Annotated in this window: 20 protein-coding genes and 1 pseudogene; 4 read left to right on the forward strand and 17 right to left on the reverse strand. The window is 42.7% G+C overall.

Features of this window, described 5'->3' with window-relative positions; all coding sequences use genetic code 11:
• Window positions 1-189 precede the first annotated feature (189 nt).
• Window positions 190-858, forward strand: coding sequence for an O-methyltransferase (locus ACTWPM_RS18560; RefSeq protein WP_443134473.1), 669 nt, complete (start codon window positions 190-192; stop codon window positions 856-858).
• A gap of 74 nt (window positions 859-932) precedes the next feature.
• Here the strand turns inward: ACTWPM_RS18560 and ACTWPM_RS18565 are convergent.
• The 13 genes and pseudogenes from ACTWPM_RS18565 to ACTWPM_RS18625 form a co-directional block, all read right to left on the reverse strand.
• Window positions 933-1,514 (reverse strand): annotated as a pseudogene (locus ACTWPM_RS18565) (alpha/beta fold hydrolase); the annotation flags it as partial.
• 20 nt (window positions 1,515-1,534) lie between these two features.
• On the reverse strand, window positions 1,535-1,741 hold the full coding sequence (locus ACTWPM_RS18570) for an alpha/beta fold hydrolase (protein WP_443134474.1): 207 nt from the start codon (window positions 1,739-1,741) through the stop codon (window positions 1,535-1,537).
• A 49-nt stretch (window positions 1,742-1,790) separates the two neighbouring features.
• The gene (locus tag ACTWPM_RS18575; protein WP_443134475.1) at window positions 1,791-2,627 is read right to left on the reverse strand and encodes a PP2C family serine/threonine-protein phosphatase; all 837 of its coding nucleotides are present in this window, start codon (window positions 2,625-2,627) and stop codon (window positions 1,791-1,793) included.
• A 32-nt stretch (window positions 2,628-2,659) separates the two neighbouring features.
• Window positions 2,660-3,214, reverse strand: a complete 555-nt coding sequence (locus tag ACTWPM_RS18580; RefSeq protein ID WP_443134476.1) for a GNAT family N-acetyltransferase — start codon at window positions 3,212-3,214, stop codon at window positions 2,660-2,662.
• A gap of 260 nt (window positions 3,215-3,474) precedes the next feature.
• Window positions 3,475-4,446 (reverse strand): quinone oxidoreductase family protein, encoded by a 972-nt coding sequence (locus ACTWPM_RS18585; RefSeq protein WP_443134477.1) that lies wholly within the window; start codon window positions 4,444-4,446, stop codon window positions 3,475-3,477.
• A 12-nt stretch (window positions 4,447-4,458) separates the two neighbouring features.
• Window positions 4,459-5,244: an enoyl-CoA hydratase/isomerase family protein gene (locus tag ACTWPM_RS18590; RefSeq protein WP_443134478.1), complete on the reverse strand. Its 786-nt coding sequence runs from the start codon at window positions 5,242-5,244 to the stop codon at window positions 4,459-4,461.
• A 16-nt stretch (window positions 5,245-5,260) separates the two neighbouring features.
• Window positions 5,261-7,033, reverse strand: coding sequence for an acyl-CoA dehydrogenase family protein (locus ACTWPM_RS18595; protein WP_443134479.1), 1,773 nt, complete (start codon window positions 7,031-7,033; stop codon window positions 5,261-5,263).
• A complete protein-coding gene (locus ACTWPM_RS18600) occupies window positions 7,020-7,760 on the reverse strand; it encodes a 2-phosphosulfolactate phosphatase (protein WP_443134480.1) in 741 nt (246 codons plus the stop codon). The genes ACTWPM_RS18595 and ACTWPM_RS18600 overlap by 14 nt, the downstream gene beginning before the upstream one ends.
• Window positions 7,761-7,762: 2 nt before the next feature.
• A complete protein-coding gene (locus tag ACTWPM_RS18605; RefSeq protein ID WP_443134481.1) occupies window positions 7,763-8,821 on the reverse strand; it encodes a phosphotransferase family protein in 1,059 nt (352 codons plus the stop codon).
• Window positions 8,822-8,835: 14 nt separating this feature from the next.
• A complete protein-coding gene (locus ACTWPM_RS18610) occupies window positions 8,836-9,234 on the reverse strand; it encodes an acyl-CoA thioesterase (RefSeq protein WP_443134482.1) in 399 nt (132 codons plus the stop codon).
• A gap of 13 nt (window positions 9,235-9,247) precedes the next feature.
• Window positions 9,248-10,120, reverse strand: a complete 873-nt coding sequence (locus tag ACTWPM_RS18615) for a 3-hydroxyacyl-CoA dehydrogenase family protein (RefSeq protein WP_443134483.1) — start codon at window positions 10,118-10,120, stop codon at window positions 9,248-9,250.
• Between the two features lie 57 nt (window positions 10,121-10,177).
• Complete coding sequence (locus ACTWPM_RS18620) at window positions 10,178-10,957, reverse strand: SDR family oxidoreductase (RefSeq protein ID WP_443134484.1); 780 nt, start codon at window positions 10,955-10,957, stop codon at window positions 10,178-10,180.
• A 5-nt stretch (window positions 10,958-10,962) separates the two neighbouring features.
• On the reverse strand, window positions 10,963-12,174 hold the full coding sequence (locus ACTWPM_RS18625; protein ID WP_443134485.1) for an acyl-CoA dehydrogenase: 1,212 nt from the start codon (window positions 12,172-12,174) through the stop codon (window positions 10,963-10,965).
• A 172-nt stretch (window positions 12,175-12,346) separates the two neighbouring features.
• On the opposite strand from ACTWPM_RS18625, the gene ACTWPM_RS18630 reads away from it, so the two are divergent.
• Both ACTWPM_RS18630 and ACTWPM_RS18635 read left to right on the forward strand, forming a co-directional pair.
• Window positions 12,347-12,652 carry a hypothetical protein gene (locus tag ACTWPM_RS18630; RefSeq protein WP_443134486.1) on the forward strand — a complete coding sequence of 102 codons (306 nt, stop codon included), beginning with the start codon at window positions 12,347-12,349 and terminating at the stop codon, window positions 12,650-12,652.
• Window positions 12,653-13,654: 1,002 nt separating this feature from the next.
• Complete coding sequence (locus ACTWPM_RS18635; protein WP_443134487.1) at window positions 13,655-14,179, forward strand: CotY/CotZ family spore coat protein; 525 nt, start codon at window positions 13,655-13,657, stop codon at window positions 14,177-14,179.
• 105 nt (window positions 14,180-14,284) lie between these two features.
• Here ACTWPM_RS18635 and ACTWPM_RS18640 read toward each other — a convergent pair whose 3' ends face one another.
• The gene (locus ACTWPM_RS18640) at window positions 14,285-14,749 is read right to left on the reverse strand and encodes a DinB family protein (RefSeq protein ID WP_443134488.1); all 465 of its coding nucleotides are present in this window, start codon (window positions 14,747-14,749) and stop codon (window positions 14,285-14,287) included.
• Window positions 14,750-14,950: 201 nt separating this feature from the next.
• Between ACTWPM_RS18640 and ACTWPM_RS18645 the strand changes: the two genes are divergently transcribed.
• Window positions 14,951-15,808, forward strand: a complete 858-nt coding sequence (locus tag ACTWPM_RS18645) for an STAS domain-containing protein (protein ID WP_443134489.1) — start codon at window positions 14,951-14,953, stop codon at window positions 15,806-15,808.
• A 150-nt stretch (window positions 15,809-15,958) separates the two neighbouring features.
• On the opposite strand, the gene ACTWPM_RS18650 is transcribed toward ACTWPM_RS18645, so the two are convergent.
• Genes ACTWPM_RS18650 through proC form a run of 3 tightly spaced genes read right to left on the reverse strand, consistent with a single transcriptional unit; the run spans window position 15,959 to window position 19,249 of the window.
• Complete coding sequence (locus ACTWPM_RS18650) at window positions 15,959-17,221, reverse strand: glutamate-5-semialdehyde dehydrogenase (RefSeq protein ID WP_443134490.1); 1,263 nt, start codon at window positions 17,219-17,221, stop codon at window positions 15,959-15,961.
• A gap of 20 nt (window positions 17,222-17,241) precedes the next feature.
• Complete coding sequence (gene proB / locus ACTWPM_RS18655) at window positions 17,242-18,369, reverse strand: glutamate 5-kinase (RefSeq protein WP_443134491.1); 1,128 nt, start codon at window positions 18,367-18,369, stop codon at window positions 17,242-17,244.
• 37 nt (window positions 18,370-18,406) lie between these two features.
• The gene (proC, locus tag ACTWPM_RS18660; RefSeq protein WP_443134492.1) at window positions 18,407-19,249 is read right to left on the reverse strand and encodes a pyrroline-5-carboxylate reductase; all 843 of its coding nucleotides are present in this window, start codon (window positions 19,247-19,249) and stop codon (window positions 18,407-18,409) included.
• Window positions 19,250-19,573 lie beyond the last annotated feature (324 nt).

Genomic DNA, 19,573 nt, shown 5'->3' on the forward strand with positions numbered 1-19,573 from the left:
TCGGTAAGATCCCGGAAGGCGAAGCCTGAGGAAGCTTACCCCATGCCCACGGAAAGCGGAATCGTCCCCCGCAGGACCTAATTCTAACAAAAGTCTCGAAACTGAGTCTTCCAGTAATGGGAGCTTTTCTTTAACATGCAGCCCGGAGATTTAACAGAACCTATTCAATAAATTTAAGGAGGGATTTTTATGAGTACTCAGAAGACATGGTCAGAAGTTGATGACTATTTTAATAGCAAGCTAATCCCGGAACAGGATGCTATGAACGCAGTATTAGAATCTAATTCAGAAGCAGGTCTTCCTTCCATTGATGTTTCACCCGCTCAAGGGAAGATGCTTCATGTGCTGGCTAAAATCAGAGGAGCTAAGCGGATTCTCGAGGTTGGAACTCTAGGTGGATACAGCAGCATATGGCTTGCAAGTGCTCTTCCGGAAAATGGCCGACTTATAACATTAGAAGCCAGTGAGAAGCATGCTCAAGCAGCAAAAGGGAATATTGAAAATGCTGGACTTAAGGACAAAGTTGAAATCCTGGTAGGTCCCGCAAATGAAACATTCCCTTCACTTGCAGAAAGCGACACTACCCCTTTTGACTTTGTATTCATTGATGCAGATAAAAGAAACAATCCTTCCTATATCAAGTGGGCCATAGATCTGTCTGCGTCAGGCACCTGTATTGTAGTAGATAATGTGGTTCGCAATGGGGAAGTAGTGGTGAAGGATAGCGAAGACCCAGATATAGAGGGTATTCGTGACATGTTTGATATCTTATCGAATGAACCAAATATTGATTCAACAGCGATTCAAACAGTAGGAAGCAAAGGGTATGATGGATTCCTGCTGGCGGTTGTAAAGTAATTCAGCCAGGAATAGACTTCTAGGTCAATCAAAGTCTATTCCTGGCTGTCATATATGGATTCCCCTTCCTGAAATCACTTATGGCATGAGGAAATGAACGAATCAACCACATTGTTAAATCGGTCCGGTTCTTCTAGAAATGGACAATGACAGCTGGACTCAAACACTTCCAGCTTCGAATCTAGGATCTCATTTTTAAGGTGCTCTCCTGCAGCTAAAGGTATTAATTTTTCCTCTCGACCAAAGCATAATAAAGTTGGGATAGTAATCGAAGACAAATAAGGGCGACAGTCAATGACGGATTGGTCAAAAAGAATAGCACTCGCTATAGAAGCTGGAACTTTAGTTGTTTCTTCTATCATCCAGTCTAAGTCTTCCTCCCCTACTTCTTCCTGGAACATTAATGGAATAAATCCTCTCAGCAACTTTTCCTGATTCGTTTGGATCTCACGCATCATTCCTGTCAGTGCAGGGAGGTCAAAAGCTCCTATCTCAAAATCATCCCATTTAAAATCAGAAGCCAGTTCATCCACAATTACACTGGCATTCACCTTCTCCTCACCAAATTGATGAAGATATTCCCAAATGACAAATGCTCCCATCGACCATCCAAGTAAGGTAACATCCTCAAGCTTCAGTAAGTCTATAACTTCAGCTGTATCTTTCGCATATTGGGCTACTGTATGACCTGATTCTGTTTTAGATAATGACCATGACCTCGAAGATCCAAGTTTATGACTCTGTACTTTTGTTTTAAAAAAGGAACCTGTTCCTTAAAGAAACGGCTGCTCATCCAAACTCCATGAATCATTATTATCGGCTTGCCAGACCCCTCATCCTGATAATACAACTCCGTTCCATCCTTAAGCTGCAAAAATGGCATTTATTGTCCTCCCAACTATTTTTTCTATTTCAGTTTATGTTGTAATGTATCATTCAGAATTAGAGGAGTTAAAAGTAAGATGTACAGCTGTCCTGTCGTCAATCGATATCGACAGGTTCCTAAGTTCTTTTGTCAGCTCGTTGATATAGGGGGTTAAACCGATTTCTTTTATCTGCTTATAGGAATTAATAAGGTCGTATTCAGGGTGGAATAACCCATCTGTAACGAGAAGTACATCATTTAGATCCTCACTGGGTATCCTTCCTTTTTGAAGATACAGATTCGTTTCTTTCATTCCATTTGCCACCGTATAACCCTCAAGCTGATTCGCCATCGAACGATTATAGCGCAGTTGATTTAATTTATTTTCATAGTACCTTTCATCCAACACATCGATTCCATTAGCACGGTCAGTTTCTCGTTTTAATATGGCTCTTGAACTAATCCCTTTAACGGTATCCTTCGTGAGTAATTCAGCTGACTTGTCTTTATACCCTGCCACGATCATCGAATCGCCTAATTGTACGTAATTGATATGCGTTTCCTCTAACTGGACAATCGCTACACAGGTAGACCAGCGTTTGTAGCCTTTAGACACATCCACCCCATAGGCGAGCATTTGATGGTATAACTTTAAATTAGCCTCTCTGACTTCTTCAGTGAGATCAGTTCCAGCTCCAAGACTTTCAAAGTGTTCTTTAAATATTTGAGCAGCTAAATAAGCTCCGTTATGACCTTTTTCATCTTTAAATTCCTCTAATGGAGTTGCTCCATCAAGGACTCCGTAAATGTCTGCTTCCTGGTTTATAATCCAGGCATCTTCACTTTCTTTTTTGTCAGGGCTTGTATAATTTACATGCTCGACGTTCAGCTTACGCCCTCCCATTGATATCACCTCAAATTTAACAAGTAAGGGATTTAATGATTTATATCAGGCATCCATTCTTTCGCAAGCATTCCATAGATTACGTGGTTGACATAGCTCCCGTACATGTTCGCAGCACCCCTGACCACACCTTCTTGAACAAACCCTAATCGTTCAGGTATGGCCCGGCTTTTCAAATTTTCTTCTGCGGCCCTTATTTCAATCCGATTCAGCCCGAGGTCTTCAAAAGCATAGGTGAACAAGTGACGGCAGGCTTTGGTCAGCAAGCCGCGACCCGTGTATTCAGCCCCCATCCAGTAGCCGATACTTGTTTTTTTATGATTCCAATTTATTTCATGCAAATCAACGACTCCAGCGATTTTCCCTTCTGAAAGAATACATACCGTCAATCCATTGTTACGAGCATACCTTTCCAGGCTAGCCTGGATGAATTTTTTAGTATCTTCGGCTGAATGGGTAAAGTCAATCCAGGGAAGCCATACGCGGAGGTGGTCTCTGGACAGATCTGATAGGGCAAAAAGTTCCTCAGCATCTTTATGTTCGATTAACTTTAACGAAACTTCTTCATCGACTTTATATGTAAACATTAAACAGCTCCTCTTAATAAACACTAATTTTCTTATCTGGACTGATGTTTCCATTTCGATCTTTATCTACAAAAATCCTTCATGGCCATACTTTCTTTTTCAAAAGGGTAGGTTCGATTAACAACGGCCATGTCGTGCAGCAATAAGTCTTACACAATCAGGAGCTTATTTTCTTACGTCAGCGTGTATATTTAACGGATCCTTTTCATTTAAAACCCCGCAGGAGATGATCTCCAGCGGGGTTATTTACAAGTATTTTCTTAAGGTTTTAGTACGAGCTTACCTTTCGTTTTTCTAGCTTGGAGAATCTCGTGGACATGTGCGGCTTCATCAAGGTCGTAAATTCCTCCAACCGTCAGCTTCAATTCTCCTGTATTCACAAGTTTTAATAATTCTTTCAGACTGTTTTCAAATAAGACAGGTTTATTCATAATTTGAGGGAGAAAAAAACCAATAACGGAAAGATTTCTGTTCATTAATCCGGATGGATACATTTGAGCAGGGTTTCCGCTTGCCACTCCATAAACAACTAAGCGTCCAAACGATCTCATACACTTAACGGTTTCATGAAAAATATCTCCGCCAGCCATCTCGAGTGCAATATCAACGCCTCTTCCACCTGTCGCTTCCATAACCTCATCCCGCCAGTTCGGATTGGTATAGTTCACCGCATGATCGGCCCCTAGTTCTTTGGCGAGGTTCAGCTTTTCCTCAGAGCTGGCCGTTGCAACGACTTCAGCTCCATAGTGTTTCGCCAGCTGGACCGCGAGAGAGCCAACTCCTCCGGCTGCGGCGTGGACAAGTACCGTTTCTCCTTTTTCCAACCGACCCATAGTTGTTAACAAATGATAAGCTGTCAGTCCCTGAAGCGGTATCGCTACAGCATTTTCATCATCAAGGTCTTTAGGTACGGGGATAAGGTTACTTTCCTTCGTTACTACATATTCCGCATAGCCTCCTGAACCTATCAGGGTTACAACGCGGTCTCCCTTTTGGAAATGGTCCGCACCTTTCCCGGTTTGTTCCACGATACCGGCTACTTCAGCGCCTGGAATAAAAGGCAAAGGTGTTGGAACTACATAAGCTCCTTCTCTACGGGCCGTATCGGCATAGTTAACACCAATAGCGGTGACTTTTATTTTTACATCGCCTTCCCCTAATTCGGGCTCTTCCACTTGAACGGATTCCAACACTTCCGGTCCACCGTACTCTTTAAATTGAATAGCTTTCATAAATGCTGCCTCCTATCGGCCAGTAAAAGCTGGCTTTCGTTTATCTTTAAATGCCTGTACTCCTTCTTTATGATCCTCGGTTGTCACCATCATCGTCTGAGTAATGCGTTCCTGTTCAAGAACAGCAGCCAAGTCCTGGTTTTCAGCTTGATCCACCATCTTTTTCATCATGCCCATGGCACGTCCTGGACCTTTAGCAAGACGCAGAGCGTACTCCATCGCCGACTCCTCTAATTCTGCTAAAGGGTAGACACGATTGACCAGTCCCCATTCTGAAGCCGTTTCAACTGGAATCGGTTCTGCGCGGAACAATAGCTCTTTTGTACGGTATGGTCCTAAAATTTTGGCTAAGAAATAGTGGCCGCCTCCATCTGATACTAATCCGACCTGTGCGAAACTAAGAACGAATTTACTTTCTTCCCCAGCTAAAATCTGGTCACAGGCAAGAACTAAATTGAACCCGGCTCCTGCCGCGTATCCATGTACAACTGCAATCACTGGTTTAGAAAGGTCTTTTATCATAAGAATCAGCTCATTAAGCTTTCCGATATGATCGTAAACTTCCTGGGAAGAACCGGAGCCCATACTCTTAACATCGCCGCCTGCCGAGAAAGACCTGCCGGCTCCTGATAAAACGACAACTTTAATGTCCTCATTCTGTTCAGCTTCTTTGATTGCTTCTTTTAACCCGGATATCATATCGTCTGAAAAAGCATTCAAAGCATCAGGACGATTTAAAACACATGAAAGCACCGGTCCATTAAGATCCACACTCAAATGATCATTACCTAAGTTCATACGATCCATCTCCCTTTTATGAAATGTATTGTTTTTCTTCCATCATCACTTCAGCAATCGCGCGATTACGGTCCACCGAGTCTTCCCATAAATATTCACTTAAAAGAACGGAGACATTTCTAATAGTCCTTATTCGTTCTTCTCCTGTCATCAAGTTCGAAAATAGGAAGTTACAGGCATGCTGTATTTCTTGGGCGGATTGCTCTACTACTGTGTAAGCAAGCTTCGTTTTGAGCTCGGCTTCCTGATCAGAGCTGCGGATAGCTTTCAATGTCCTAAGCACAGCTGATTCGCTTGAATATAAAGCGATCGCTACATTAGCAAGTTTCATCATGATTTCCTGTTCATGCTGAATCGTTTCACCGTGGACTTTAAATGCCGTGCCCGCAGCAACGATATATAGATTCCGAAACAACGCTACCGCTTCCTGAAGTTTATCTAAAGGACCTTCCACTTGCTTAAACAGATTGTTTTTCAGAGAATGCTCGGCTTTCTCCAATACAGTACGAGCATCAAACTCCCCTTTGCCCAGCTTTTTGAAAAAGACTCCCGGAATTAGCAGCCGATTAATTTCATTAGTTCCTTCGAAGATACGATTGATACGTGAATCCCGGTAAGCTTGCTCGATTGCGTATTCTTTAATAAAGCCGGCTCCACCGTGAAGCTGCAGGGATTCATCCGCGATTTCATCTAATGTCTCAGAACCCTTAATCTTACATATAGCAGATTCAAGCGCATGCTCATTCATCGCCTTGGCCACAGCTTTAGGATTTTCACTATCATAATAATCAGCAAGAGCTGATTCTACATGACCCGCGGTTCTGTAAAGGAGAGATTCCGTTTCATAAATACGAGCAGCCATTCGGGCTATTTTTTCTTTAGTAGCACTGAAATCGGCAATAAAACGACCGAATTGCTTTCTCTCTGTTGTATGGTCCAAAGCTAATTTAAAACAATGTTTAGCTGCCCCATTTGTGGCAAACCCTAGATTAAATCGTCCCAGGTTTAAAACATTCAATGCAATCAAATGGCCCTTTCCTACTTCTCCAAGTCTGTTCTCCACCGGTACCTTGCAATCTTCCATAATAACTGAACATGTGGAAGACCCTTTAATTCCCATTTTATTTTCCTCAGGTCCGATCGACAGCCCTTCAAAGTCTTTCTCTACAATAAAGGCTGTAAAATCCTCCCCGTCCACTTTTGCATAAACGATAAACGTATGGGAAAAAGCTGCATTCGTTATATAGATCTTCGTTCCATTCAGCAAATAGTGGGTACCTTCTTCGTTCATTACGGCTGTCGTCTTGGCAGAAAGAGCATCCGATCCTGCGTCAGGCTCCGTGAGACAATAAGCTCCTATATACTCACCAGAGGCCAATTTAGGCAGATACTTACTCCTCTGTTCCTCTGTGCCAAAATAGGTAATAGGCAGTGTCGCAATACATGTATGATTCGAATGCGCAACACTATATCCGCCCCCGCTTCCGAGAGCTTCGCCTACAATTCCTTTGCTGATTTTATCAAGTCCGAGCCCACCGTATTTTTGTGGAATACTGTGACTCAAGAGCCCCAGGTCCCCTGCAATTTTCATCTTTTCTGAAACAAATTTATAATTCTCTGCTTCCAGCTCTTTTCGGTTCGGGTGTATTTCCCGGGAAATAAATTGTCGAGCCGTGGAAGCAATCATTTTATGTTCCTCGCTGCGGTCTTCAGGTGTGAAAACTGCCTCCGGACGGCTCTCTGTAATTAAAAATTCTCCCCCACGGATGTAATGTTTAACGGGATTCATGGTCCCCCTCCTTTAATTGCCCTGAGATCGGGTCATAAGTTGGTATGGTATGAAATAATCCTTCACTCGCAGCGAACTCAATCTCTTTACGATCCAGTCCTGCTTTAAGGAGAATCCGGCCAATTTTCGACTCACTTAGCAGACCCGATTGGCTTAGATGATTTCCTTTATAAAACAGCCAAGCGGTTAAAGCTGCATCTGATAAATTCCACTGCCCCTGTTCCTGTAAGTAATGAATGAGACTTCCAGCTCCATAGAAATCTTCCAATGTATAATGTCCGCTTGAGCCTGAACATACAAGCATAATCGTTTCGTTCCCGTGGCGATGGGATAAAAAAGTAGCCATCGCTGGATTGTTAAGTAATGAAGAAGCGTACAAATGATCAGCCTGACTGGAACGCTGTAAGGCCACCGTTCCGTTAGTGGTGCTTAATATGACGTGCTTCCCTTTGACAATCGGTTGCAAATGAGTCCGTAAAGGATGATGAAATCCTTCGATAACCTGCCCCTGATCTTCTCCAGCTAGAAGGTAAGGTTCAGAAAAGCTTTTCGCTCTCTCTTCAGCGTGAGCGGCATCATAGACTGGAATGACCGAAGAAGCTCCATCCGCAAGAGCCGCTGTAATCGTCGTAGTTGCGAATAAAACGTCAAATACAACCGCTACTTTTCCAACCATAAGGTCTTCTTGAATATCTTCTTTTTTGAAAATGACGTGAATATCTCCCATCCTCAAATACCAGCCGTCTCTTCTGCATGCTTAATGAGGTTGTTTACAAAAACATTCATATTCGCAAATCTAGGATCATTCGTCTGTCCCTGCTTATACCTGTAATAAATCTGCTGAATGATTCCAGCCAGTTTAAAGTAGGCAAATGTGAGATACACATGAATATCATCTAAACTCCGCCCGCTTTTTTCAGCATATCTTTCAATAAATTCTTGCCTCGTATAAAATCCTTCCGTTACTGTAACCGGCGGCTTTCCTAACCCTGTTTTCAATAGTTCAGGATCGTCAGCTTCGATCCAGTAACTGAGAGCAGCCCCCACATCGGCCAGAGGATCTCCAACTGTGGTCATTTCCCAGTCAAAAAGGCCAACCATTTTTGCGGGGTCCTCCGGATCAAACATTGCATTATTTAACTTATAGTCATAGTGAATAACAGCGGCTTCATTAGAATTCGGAATATGGGCTATCAACCACTTTTTCAATCGCTCTCCACTTACAACATCATCTGTTTCAGCTTTTTCATATCGCTTGATCCACCCATGGATCTGCCGCTCCATAAATCCCTCTGGCTTTACCATCTCCTTTAACGCGGTCTCCTTATAATCAATAGAATGAAGTTCCACGAGACGGTCTACCATGGATTCCGATATTCTACGCCCCAGTTCTGGGCTAGGCTCTACTTCCTTAGGAAACTCTTTATCAAGTACCAAACCGTCTCTTCGTTCCATAATGAAAAAAGGGGCCCCCAATACTTCTCCCGAGTCAAACAGATAAGGTTTCGGTGCCAATGGAAATACGGGATGTAAAGCCTCTAAAATTTTATATTCACGCTCCATGTCATGAGCTTTCGGAGCCACAGGGCCAAGCGGCGGCCTGCGCAGTACAGCTCGCCAATTATCCACTACAAGCTCGTAGGTTAAATTAGAATGGCCGGCGCCGAACTGACGGACCTGCAAATCGCCCTCCGGAATGGATAGGTTTCTACGTAAGAATTGGTCAATTGCTTGAACATCAATCTCTTCACCCTGGCGCACGGTTCTTGTATCATTTGTATCCTGCATTCTGGAGCTCCTTTCTAATTCGCTGTTAACTGATAAGAAGAAAGCTTAGTTTTCATATCCTCCGATAATGGAGAGCTCTTATGATTTTTGAAATCAAACTGCACGATTACCGAGTAGCCCCTGGCTGTCACCTCGCCGCTCTCTTTCTCATATAAACCCTGCTCTAAGTGAAAGCTTGAATTCCCTATTTTTGTGACACTGGTTTTTATAGTTAGCGCTTGATTGAAATAAACCTGCTTTAAGAAATTACATTTGATCGACGCGAGGATGAAATTCCAGTCTTCTCCTACAAGTCCCAGATCCTCGAAAAACCTGATCCGTGAATCTTCCATATACACAAAAAAATTATTGTTGTTTACGTGCCCTAGTAAGTCCGTTTCACAGAACCGCACCGTAATTTCATGCTCATGCACCTGCTTTTCCCCCTTAGCTCCTGACTTTGTTATCGTACGTATAAAATCCTTTTCCAGTCTTGCGGCCAAGCTCCCCAGCTTCTACTTTTTCAATTAACGTTTTTGATGGCTTGTCTTTTGGATCTTTTGTTTCTTCATACTGTTGCTGCATGACGTAATAGCCGACATCAATACCAGATAAATCCATCAACTCAAAAGGACCGATGGGATGATGCAGCGCTTTTTTAGTGATTTTATCGATGTCCTTAAAGTCTGCGTATCCACCTTCATAAAGACTCATTGCTTCTTTTTGAATAGCAAAGAGAATCCGATTCGCAATAAAACCTGAGATTTCCTTCTGCAGCAGTACGGCCGTCCGGTTCATACGTTCACAAACCTCCATAGCTATAGCTGCCGTTTCTTCTGATGTATGATCCCCTTTAACGACTTCCACACAATCCATAACCAGAGGCGGAAAGAAGAAATGCATATTGCATACGTTTTCAGGCCTTGAAGTTGCGTCTGCTATCAGTGAGCTTACAATGGTCGATGAATTCGTTGCCAGGATCGAATGGGATGGAACGATCTCATCAAGCTTGCTGAACACTTCCCGCTTCACGGCAAGTTTCTCCACCACTGCTTCAATAACAAGATCAGCTTCGCTTGCTGCCTCTCTTAAATCAGTCGTAAAAGTAAGACGGCTGAAGGCTTCATTTCGATCAGCTTCTGTAATTTTTTCTTTCGTCACCCATTTGTCCATAATGTCACCCAGTTTATCTTTTGCCTGGGCTAACGAGTCGTTACTAATGTCTTGTAAATTTGTCCGGAATCCCGCTAATGCACCCAGCATAGCGATCTGATGCCCCATGGATCCTGACCCAATAACAGCTATCTGTTCTACTTTCATATTGATTCCTCCTTAATTATTAAGATCGTGCGTTACACTCCGGGTCGTCTTTTTAATCTAGCACGAGGCATGCATTCCTCCGTCCACCACTAAAACGTCACCGGTGACATAGTCAGAAGCTTTAGAAGCTAAAAATAGAGCTGCTCCCTTTAAATCTTCATCTGTTCCAAATCTCCCCATAGGGGTACGATCGAGGATAAGATCGCCGCCCTGATCAAGTAAGCCTTGAGACATTTTAGTAGGGAAAAATCCTGGAGCCAGAGCATTTACCTGAATATTATTTGCTCCCCACTTTACAGCCAAATCTTTTGTAAAAGTGATAACGGCCCCTTTACTTGCGTTATAGCCGATGGTTTCCATAAACCGTGGATCTGCTCCGCCAAGTCCTGCGACTGAAGCGATATTAATGATTTTTCCGGACTGCTGTTTAACCATGACCTCTCCCACTTTTTGTGCCATTAAAAAAGTGCCGGTAACATTTACATTCATGACCTTCTGAAATGCCTCAAGCGGCATTTCCAGGGTTGGTGCTCCCCACGTTGCTCCGCTATTGTTAACGAGAATGTCGATTTGGCCAAAGCGTTCAAGGGTCTGACCTACGACATTCTCAATGTGAGATGGATTGGTAACATCACATTCTAAAGCAAGGGCATCTACACCAAGCTCGCTTTCTAATTTGGATGCCATCTGCTCGCAGGCTTCTACTTTTCTTGAACATAAAACAACATTTGCTCCTGCTTCTGCTAACCCCTCAGCAATCTGTGCACCCAAACCTCGACCGCCCCCAGTTATAATGGCTGTCTTGCCGGTCAGGTTAAATAATTCGTTTACATGCATCTATCTCACTCCTCATATTTGGATAATTCCAGTTTAGCGATTTGTCTACGGTGCACCTCATCAGGTCCATCAGCAAGCCGCAGCGTACGCGCGCCGGCCCACTGAGCAGCAAGCGTAAAGTCCTCACTTACCCCTGCCGCCCCATGAGCCTGAATGGCTCTGTCAATGACTCTAAGCGCCATATTCGGAGCGACAACTTTAATCATGGCAATTTCCGTTTTAGCTTGTTTATTTCCAACGGTATCCATCATATGGGCAGCTTTTAATGTAAGCAGCCGGGCTTGTTCCAGTTCAATCCTGGAATCTGCAATCCACTCCCGGATCACTCCCTGCTCAGCAAGCGGCCGATGAAAAGCTGTTCTATTCTGGACACGCTTACATAATTCTTCAAGCGCACGCTCAGCCGCACCAATCAGTCTCATGCAGTGATGGATTCTTCCCGGTCCCAGGCGCCCCTGGGCAATTGCAAAGCCTTTTCCTTCTCCCCAGATTATGTTGCTGGACGGAACACGTACGTTTTCGAAAGTAATTTCCGCATGCCCATGAGGCGCGTGGTCATATCCAAACACAGGCAGCATCCGTTCAATTTTGACCTCTTCTGAGTCCAAAGGAACTAGAATCATAGACTGTTGATCATATTTGGGGGCATTTGGATCGGTTTTCCCCATAAATATAGCAATTTTACAACGGGGATCTCCGGCTCCAGAAGACCACCATTTTCGACCGTTTATGACGTATTCGTCTCCATCTCGTTCAATCCGCGCTTCAATATTTGCAGCATCTGAAGACGCCACGTCTGGTTCTGTCATAGAAAAACAAGACCTTATTTCCCCATCTAATAAAGGCTCAAGCCATTCTTTCTTTTGATCTTCACTTCCGTAACGTGCAAGAACCTCCATGTTACCGGTGTCCGGCGCGTTACAGTTAAATACTTCAGGCCCTATAAGAGATCGTCCCATCATTTCACAAAGTGGAGCATATTCCAGGTTTGAAAGTCCTGCTCCATATGTAGAATCCGGTAAAAATAAATTCCACAGCCCCGCCTCTTTTGCTTTTAATTTTAAGTCCTCCATTACTGGCGGTACGGATGACCACCGTGTCTCTTGCTGGTTCAGCTGCTCTTCATATACATGTTCATTTGGATACACTTCATCTTCCATAAAGCTCCGGATCTGCTGCTGATATCTTTTTACGTTCTCCGAGTAATCAAAATTCAACGATTTGCCCCTTCCCCGGATGCATACTGTCCGGTTAGTATATAATATCCATTTTATACCGATAATTCTGAAAATTCAACAGAAATGAGTGAGTATTCATTTTTATCTGTCATAATTTCCGTCTTTACCCATAGGTATGAGATGTAGGACATTTTACAGGAGGGATGCAAACATGCGTGACCATCACAATGAGAACTCCACAAATGATAGAAAGTCCTCAAACGAGCAGAAAGACGGTTTGATTAAGAATGTGAGTAAAGAAGCCAATCAAGTCGTTCACAACACGGTAGATACCTCAGGGAAAATTATTAAGTCGATCACAGGTGAAGGAGGCCTTCTCGGTAAAACGATTGATTCTTCCGGGAATATTATTAAAAAAGTAGCTGATAAGGGTAATGAAGCTATTGATAAGACCACCGATACTTCTTCTAAAGCCTGGAAAACTATAAAAGATAAAACCGTTAATCGAAAAAAATAAGACCAATGAAAAAAGCTGTCAGATTTTACTGGCAGCTTTTTTCATTGGTCTTATTAGATATTGACCTAACAGTAAAGCTCCCGTTTCTTTAAGACTCAGTTTCGAGATAACTCGGGTCCATTGCCAGAAAAAGGAGGGGGCGGCTACGGAAACAACTCGCTTTCCAGCGGGGGAACTGGCAAGCCTCCTCAGTCGTTAACACTCCTTGTGGGGTCTCGCCTCGCTCCTTCTCCCGCGGGAATCTCGTCGTTTCCTCCGCCACCCCAACGATATCTAATGAATGGACCCTGCTATAGAAGACAGGAGCCAAGCTTTATCTGCCTCAAATGCTTCTATAACAGGATTTCTATACGTAAAAAATCAAGGTGGATTATAGATGATCCTGGTTCATGGGATGGTGTTTATGCAGAGAATTTTGAGCTCTCAATGATCGCAAAGGGGCGGAAGGGAACGGCGAAGACTCCTGCGGGATGAACATGATCGGTGAGATCCCGGAAGGCGAAGCCTGAGGAAGCTCACCACATGCCCGCGGAAAGCGAGTCGTTCCCTGGAGCCCCTTTATCCATATAATATCTCGAAACTGAGTCTTAAAGTAAACGGCCCTATTATTTAACAAGCATAAAAAAGCTGAGTCTTATTTATGGCGGATAATAGGTGCAAGACTCTATTTTAACTAACTGTGACCTTTCTCAGTTTCAATTAACGCAAGTTTATGTATTACTCTCTTCAATTTCTAAGGAATAAAAAAAGACGCAAGTGTACGGCTTGCGTCTAAACGTAGGGAAAATATCATAGTGTGGTAAACCATGAATCTATAACCATTGTTTATAGATATCTCATTATATGATCCCTTTTTCCCTTTGGTCTTGGTAAATGCCCTATATAATATAGAAACTTTAAAATTTTGTTGATCTTATAGAAAATAGACAGATGTACAGGCGCAAATCTTTCTCTTACATAGAATGATAAGGAATGATCAATATGAAAAGGAGAGATATTTTAATGTCATATCATTCAAACAAAGGGAACTGCGTACGCGACATTCTTAAGAAAATTCTAGCTGCTCAAGCAGAGGTGGCTATGGCTGACGAATGTGACGTTAGCTGTGAACGGTCCATTCGTGATCTAGTAGGTCCTGCTACAGGCGGGAACGGGGATACCACAATTCCTTTCATTCTTTACTGTGAAGATTGCAAACCTTTCTTTGCCAGCGGTGTTAAAAAGATTAACGACACGTTCTACTGCGTAGAGACTCCTATCTTCAAAGCTATTAAATTCACAGACGAAAAGAAAAACTGTATCAAACTTGAGCTGCTTAAACCTCACAACAATAGCATGAGCTTAAACAGCCATTGCAGCAAAAGAGATGTATGTGACTTGGTAAACGGGGTTACGGAATTCAAATCTACAGGAATCTGTATGACGTTTGACCTTAACTGCATCTGCGGAATCACTTGTCTTGATACAACTACCCCAGTCCCTGTAACAGAAGCTGACTTTGCTCCTATGCATGTACGCGAAGATTAATAGGAATAAGCCAGGGAAGGATCCCTGGTTTATTTTCAAATAATAAGTGGACAACCTGTTCTTAAACCAGCTTTAGCAGAAAATATATCCGGTCCGCAAAGTCTCTTAACCTCTAACCACCGGTGAAAGACTCCAAGTGCCGAATCGTTTGCGTATATGAACGACCTGACCGATATGATAGGCATTGTGGATAAAAAGGTGAGACAGGGTAGCCCCCCATTTCTCTAGCTTTTCGTCACTGCATCGCTTAATTTCTTTACGAAATTCGGATAAAACGACGCTGTTGCTGGCAGCTACCTGTCTCCATGACAGAGTGCCATGATCCTGAAACGTATCGTAGTATCTGGGAAGTTCATCTATTTCCTCTCCCCTGAAGCGGCATAAATAACGGTAGTTGTAAAAGTAGAGATGATTGAGGAGTTCTGCAATAGAGTGGGTTTGTTCGTCATCCGGGCTTTCGTGAACTTGGTAATCTTCTAAATCCTGAATAGACATTTCATAGCAGACAAACCAGTTGTTTTCGTCATAAATGGCGGCTAGTTGCTCTAATAATACTTCTCTCATTGTCATGCTTTTCGCCTCCACATCTTAAATTAATATTATATTCGACATATCTTTTACAAACCCTCTTTCTTTTATAAGAATTATAACTAAATTTACCGATAATTCTCCATTCACTTTTGAAATGTATTATAATGGCTCCATAAGGTTTCCTTGTTTTTCCACACAAGAGAAAAGATGACAGCTTAGCGGTATGAGAGGAGTAATAGGATGCAAAGAAATAGAGAACTGCACGATTTTTTGTTGCATAAAGCCGAAGATTTAACTGAACAATGGTACGAGTCCCTGGATAAAAGCGACCCTAGAGGGGTTTACGCCTCTAAAGATCCTAAGGTGATTGAAACTCTAAAAGGGCAAAATTTTGAATTCCATCAGCATTTATGCAAGGTTTTTATTCAGCCAATGGATCAGTTCCTTGAAGAATTTGACGATTGGGTTATAAAAATAGCCAGTGACCCGGAACATTTGAGTACACCTACCTATCTTATTATGAGAGAATTCTTACGGGTTCGTGATCAATATTTGTATTTTATCAAGGAGTTTATTGCCGTTTCCGAGCAGTCTTTTACCCAGGAACAGATCGATAGATGGAAAGAAGTCGTTATTAAAGCTTTTGATATCGTAACTATGCGTGTAGTAGAAGAAAAATCCAATCAACTTGATACTCGTATAGACAAACAGCAAAAAACGATAAATGAACTTAGCTCCCCCCTCATTGACCTTTCGAATGGACGGGCCTTGCTTCCCCTGGTTGGAGACATTGATTCTTCTCGGGCCAGTGCCATTATGGATAATACTTTAAAAGGATGCACGGATAAAGGAATTGATCAGCTATTTATTGATCTATCAGGCGTCTACTTAGTTGATACTATGGTAGCTCATCAAATCTTTCAACTGATCAGCGGGCTGCAGCTGATCGGAGTTTCTACCACCCTTTCAGGTATTCGTCCTGAAATCGCTCACACCGCTGTTCAGCTAGGCATTGACTTCGGTCAAATATCGATAACCCCCACTCTTGCTCAAGCTATTGACCGTGATCCCATCTATTCTTCTAAACCCTCTTCTTAATAGAGGGTTTTTATATTATTTAGTATAAATCCTGAGTTGACTAGCTTATCTCCATGAAAAACATGTCCTTATAATCAGTTCTTCTCCACCCCATTTCAATCAAAAAAGGAACCCCTGCCAGGGGTTCCTTTCTCACCTTACATTTCGTTTTCATCTAATTTGACCCGAGCCTTTCATGAGGAACTTCACAGTTGTAAGGGCTGGAAGTCCCATTGGACCGCGGGCATGTAATTTTTGTGTGGAAATTCCGATCTCTGCTCCGAATCCGAGAGCACCTCCATCGGTAAAGCGAGTGGAAGCATTGTGGTAGATCGCTGCTGCGTCTACAATAGCCAAGAATTTATCAGCGGCTTCCTGATTTTCTGTGACAATCGCTTCGGAGTGTTTCGTACCGTAAGTCTCAATGTGTGAGATAGCATCTATTACATCATCGACCGCTTTTACAGCGATATCTGTGCTTAGATATTCGTTCTTCCAGTCATCTTCGCCAGCTGGCACCGCGTCTGGAATAAGATCAACGATATACTCATCACCATGGACATTAATATTTTCCTTTTTCAAGGCAGCAATTAAATCATCGCTATATTGCGCAAGCCATTCTTTGTGCACAATCAGTGTTTCAGCTGCATTACAGACTGCTGGACGATCTGTTTTTGCATTCACAAGAATGCTGATCGCTTTTTCCACATCGGCATCTTTATCAATATAAATGTGGCAGTTTCCTACCCCTGTTTCAAGCACTGGCACCGTTGCATTTTCCACAACTGCCTGAATCAACTTGCCTCCTCCGCGCGGAATGAGCACATCAACATGTTCTTTCATGGTGAATAGCTGGTTCGTGGCAGCACGGTCTGTGGACGCTATAAACTGCACGGCTTCTTGAGGTATTTTTGTTTCCGCAAGTGCTTTGTGGATGACTTCTACGATGGCCTGGTTCGAATTAATAGCTGAAGATCCGCCTTTTAACACGATCGCATTACCGGACTTAAGAGCAAGACCAGTTGCATCTACGGTCACGTTTGGACGAGCTTCATAGATCATGCCAATTACACCAAGAGGCACGGTAACCTTTTCAACTTGCAGTCCGTTTTCAAGCGTCCAGTCTGAGAGCTTCTTACCAGTTGGATCTTCAAGTTCAGCTACATCGCGTAAGCCTTGTGCAAAGTCACGAATTCGCTCTTGTGATAAAGAAAGTCGATCCATAAATGCTTCCGTAAAACCTTGTTCTCTTCCGTTTCGTAAATCTTTCTCATTTGCTGCAAGAATCGTTTCGAAATCACGTTCCAGAACATCTGCGATATGGTGAAGAGCATCATTTTTTTCCTTATCTGAAAGAATCATTAAACTCTTGGATGCTTTCTTCGCTTCAATCGCTTGTGCTTCAACGTTCACATTATCTTTTGTTAGTGTCATCAAAGACCTCCTTGATTATTTTAAACGCCTGCAGGCAGGGCTACGTCTAAATGGCAGACAAAATCTTTACGTTCAATCGCTGCTTTTTCATAAGATTCAAGTTCAGGTTCTGTTAGAGTAATCATTTCTTTCATTTGCTCTGAAGAGTAATTAACTACTCCAAGACCGATTTCTTCGCCTTCTAAATCATGAATACGCACAACAGCACCTTTTTTGAAACGTCCATTTACGTGGTGCAAATTCATAGGAAGCAAGCTTCTCTTCATTTCTACAATGGATTCTTTAGCGCGATGGTCAATAACGACTTCGCCTTCAGGACCGGAGTTAAAAGCAATCCACTGTTTCTTTTGGTCAAGATTTTCCGTTTCCGGTGCGGTTTCGAAATAGGTCCCTCTTGCATTGTGGTAGACAGCATCATAAACAACGTTGTCAGTACCTGCTTTTCCTAAGAAGGATGATATTCCGGATGCCATAGAAATCTTAAAGGCATCTATCTTCGATTTCATGCCACCTGTACCGACGGCGCTTCCGGGGTCGCCAGCTGCTGCTTCAATCTCTGGGGTAATTTCGTGGACTTTATTGAGAAGTTCAGCATCCTCATTTTTTCTTGGATCTGCATCATATAAACCATCGATATCCGATAAGATTACTAATTGATCTGCATCGACAAGTCCAGCTACTTTAGCGGACAAAGTATCGTTATCACCGAATTTCAGTCGGTCGATGGTGATTGTGTCATTTTCGTTTACGATAGGGATAATTCCGCGTTCAAGCAATACGTTAATGGTATTACGAGCGTTGTTGTAACGATCTTCATCAGAAAAATCACTGCGTGTAATTAATATTTGGGATCCAATATACCCATTAGAAAGGAAAAGATCGGAATAGGATTCCATCAATAATCCCTGACCAATGGATGCTGCGGCTTGTTTTTCAGGTAATGTGCTTGGGCGTTCCAGACAGCCGAGTTTGCGGTAGCCTGCCGCGACAGCACCAGAGGAGACAAGAAGTACTTCGTGGCCATCGTCCTTCAAACGGACAACTTCATCTACTAGTTTTTCAAGTTTGCGACGGCTGATTTCACCGTGCAGACTGGTTAATGAACTGCTTCCTATTTTAATAACTACCCTTTTTTTATCTTTAGTCAACATATCACTCCTATTTAACGTATTGCGTCGAGTTGTTTTATTTACTGCCTACTAACAGGCCTTCTATTTCTTTACTGAGTTCTTTTGAGCGTCCGGCTGCACCTTTAATTGCTGCTGAGATCGCTTCTCCGCCGCCGCTTTGTTCTAGTGCGTCAAGACCAGCCGCTGTCGTTCCGTTTGGAGAGGTAACGTTTTTACGAAGCTCCGCTGGGGTTTCTTCACGTTCAAGCATCATTTTTGCTGCACCGAGTAAGGTCTGGGCTCCTATTTCCCTTAGAGTTTTAGGGTCCATGCCTTCAGCGCGGCCAGTTTCTTCGATGTGCTCCATTAAATAGTAGAAATAAGCAGGACCGCTTCCGGCAATCCCGGTAAAGACATCCATTTTATCCTCTGGAATAATGAAGACTTCGCCGATAGACTGCAATAGAGCTTTAGCTACCAGCACATTTTCCATATCTGTATATTGTCCTGGGCACATCGCTGTTGCCGATTCACGAAGCATACTGGATGTGTTTGGCATTACTCGAATTACTTCCTGACCATCATTGAGACGGTCTTCCATATAAGAAGTAGAAATTCCAGCGAGCACGGATACAAGTACTTGATTAGGTTCTAATTTATAACGTAAATCTTCAAGTACAGCATCAATATCTTTTGGTTTCATAGCCAAAATGAACTGATCCACTTCTGTGAAATCTAAATCGTCTTTTAATATTGTACGTACACCGTATTTATTATTAATCTCATTTAATCGATCTTGATTACTTCGATTGGTTACAATGATCTGATCTGCTGAAATGTTCCCGGATTCAACCATACCTGAAATCATAGCTTCAGCCATAGAGCCTGCACCTAGAAAAGCAATCGTTTGTTTGATCATTTGAGTTAATCTCTCCCGTTCGTATTTTTTGTTCGCTTTCTTTATGACGTTTTTCATCATAACACTGGCAAAAATTGAATCAAGGGGTATTTACCAAATGATGTCTATAAGAGCCAATTAGTTAGTGTAAACGGTTTCAGCGCGAGATATTTTCGTCTCATCGCTTCTCATCGCAAATAATGGCTTCTCACAGCTGTATTTGCGATCTGATTTTTTAAGAATTCCCATATAAAACCCAATAATATGAATTCATGAAATATTCTAAAAACTTATCATGGCAAGGGTTATAGCTTTTCCAATAACTCGGTTAAATCTCCTTATTGC

Origin of the sequence: Halobacillus sp. K22 (genome assembly GCF_052246795.1) — a bacterium.
Lineage (GTDB): Bacteria > Bacillota > Bacilli > Bacillales > Halobacillaceae > Halobacillus.

What these genes read in the sequence shown, in the direction of transcription:
- ACTWPM_RS18560 (WP_443134473.1), top strand. Translation starts at nt 190, where the DNA reads ATGAGTACTCAGAAGACATGGTCAGAAGTTGATGACTATTTTAATAGC.
- ACTWPM_RS18570 (WP_443134474.1), bottom strand. Translation starts at nt 1,741, where the DNA reads ATGCCATTTTTGCAGCTTAAGGATGGAACGGAGTTGTATTATCAGGAT.
- ACTWPM_RS18575 (WP_443134475.1), bottom strand. Translation starts at nt 2,627, where the DNA reads ATGGGAGGGCGTAAGCTGAACGTCGAGCATGTAAATTATACAAGCCCT.
- ACTWPM_RS18580 (WP_443134476.1), bottom strand. Translation starts at nt 3,214, where the DNA reads ATGTTTACATATAAAGTCGATGAAGAAGTTTCGTTAAAGTTAATCGAA.
- ACTWPM_RS18585 (WP_443134477.1), bottom strand. Translation starts at nt 4,446, where the DNA reads ATGAAAGCTATTCAATTTAAAGAGTACGGTGGACCGGAAGTGTTGGAA.
- ACTWPM_RS18590 (WP_443134478.1), bottom strand. Translation starts at nt 5,244, where the DNA reads ATGAACTTAGGTAATGATCATTTGAGTGTGGATCTTAATGGACCGGTG.
- ACTWPM_RS18595 (WP_443134479.1), bottom strand. Translation starts at nt 7,033, where the DNA reads ATGAATCCCGTTAAACATTACATCCGTGGGGGAGAATTTTTAATTACA.
- ACTWPM_RS18600 (WP_443134480.1), bottom strand. Translation starts at nt 7,760, where the DNA reads ATGGGAGATATTCACGTCATTTTCAAAAAAGAAGATATTCAAGAAGAC.
- ACTWPM_RS18605 (WP_443134481.1), bottom strand. Translation starts at nt 8,821, where the DNA reads ATGCAGGATACAAATGATACAAGAACCGTGCGCCAGGGTGAAGAGATT.
- ACTWPM_RS18615 (WP_443134483.1), bottom strand. Translation starts at nt 10,120, where the DNA reads ATGAAAGTAGAACAGATAGCTGTTATTGGGTCAGGATCCATGGGGCAT.
- ACTWPM_RS18620 (WP_443134484.1), bottom strand. Translation starts at nt 10,957, where the DNA reads ATGCATGTAAACGAATTATTTAACCTGACCGGCAAGACAGCCATTATA.
- ACTWPM_RS18630 (WP_443134486.1), top strand. Translation starts at nt 12,347, where the DNA reads ATGCGTGACCATCACAATGAGAACTCCACAAATGATAGAAAGTCCTCA.
- ACTWPM_RS18635 (WP_443134487.1), top strand. Translation starts at nt 13,655, where the DNA reads ATGTCATATCATTCAAACAAAGGGAACTGCGTACGCGACATTCTTAAG.
- ACTWPM_RS18640 (WP_443134488.1), bottom strand. Translation starts at nt 14,749, where the DNA reads ATGACAATGAGAGAAGTATTATTAGAGCAACTAGCCGCCATTTATGAC.
- ACTWPM_RS18645 (WP_443134489.1), top strand. Translation starts at nt 14,951, where the DNA reads ATGCAAAGAAATAGAGAACTGCACGATTTTTTGTTGCATAAAGCCGAA.
- ACTWPM_RS18650 (WP_443134490.1), bottom strand. Translation starts at nt 17,221, where the DNA reads ATGACACTAACAAAAGATAATGTGAACGTTGAAGCACAAGCGATTGAA.
- proC (WP_443134492.1), bottom strand. Translation starts at nt 19,249, where the DNA reads ATGATCAAACAAACGATTGCTTTTCTAGGTGCAGGCTCTATGGCTGAA.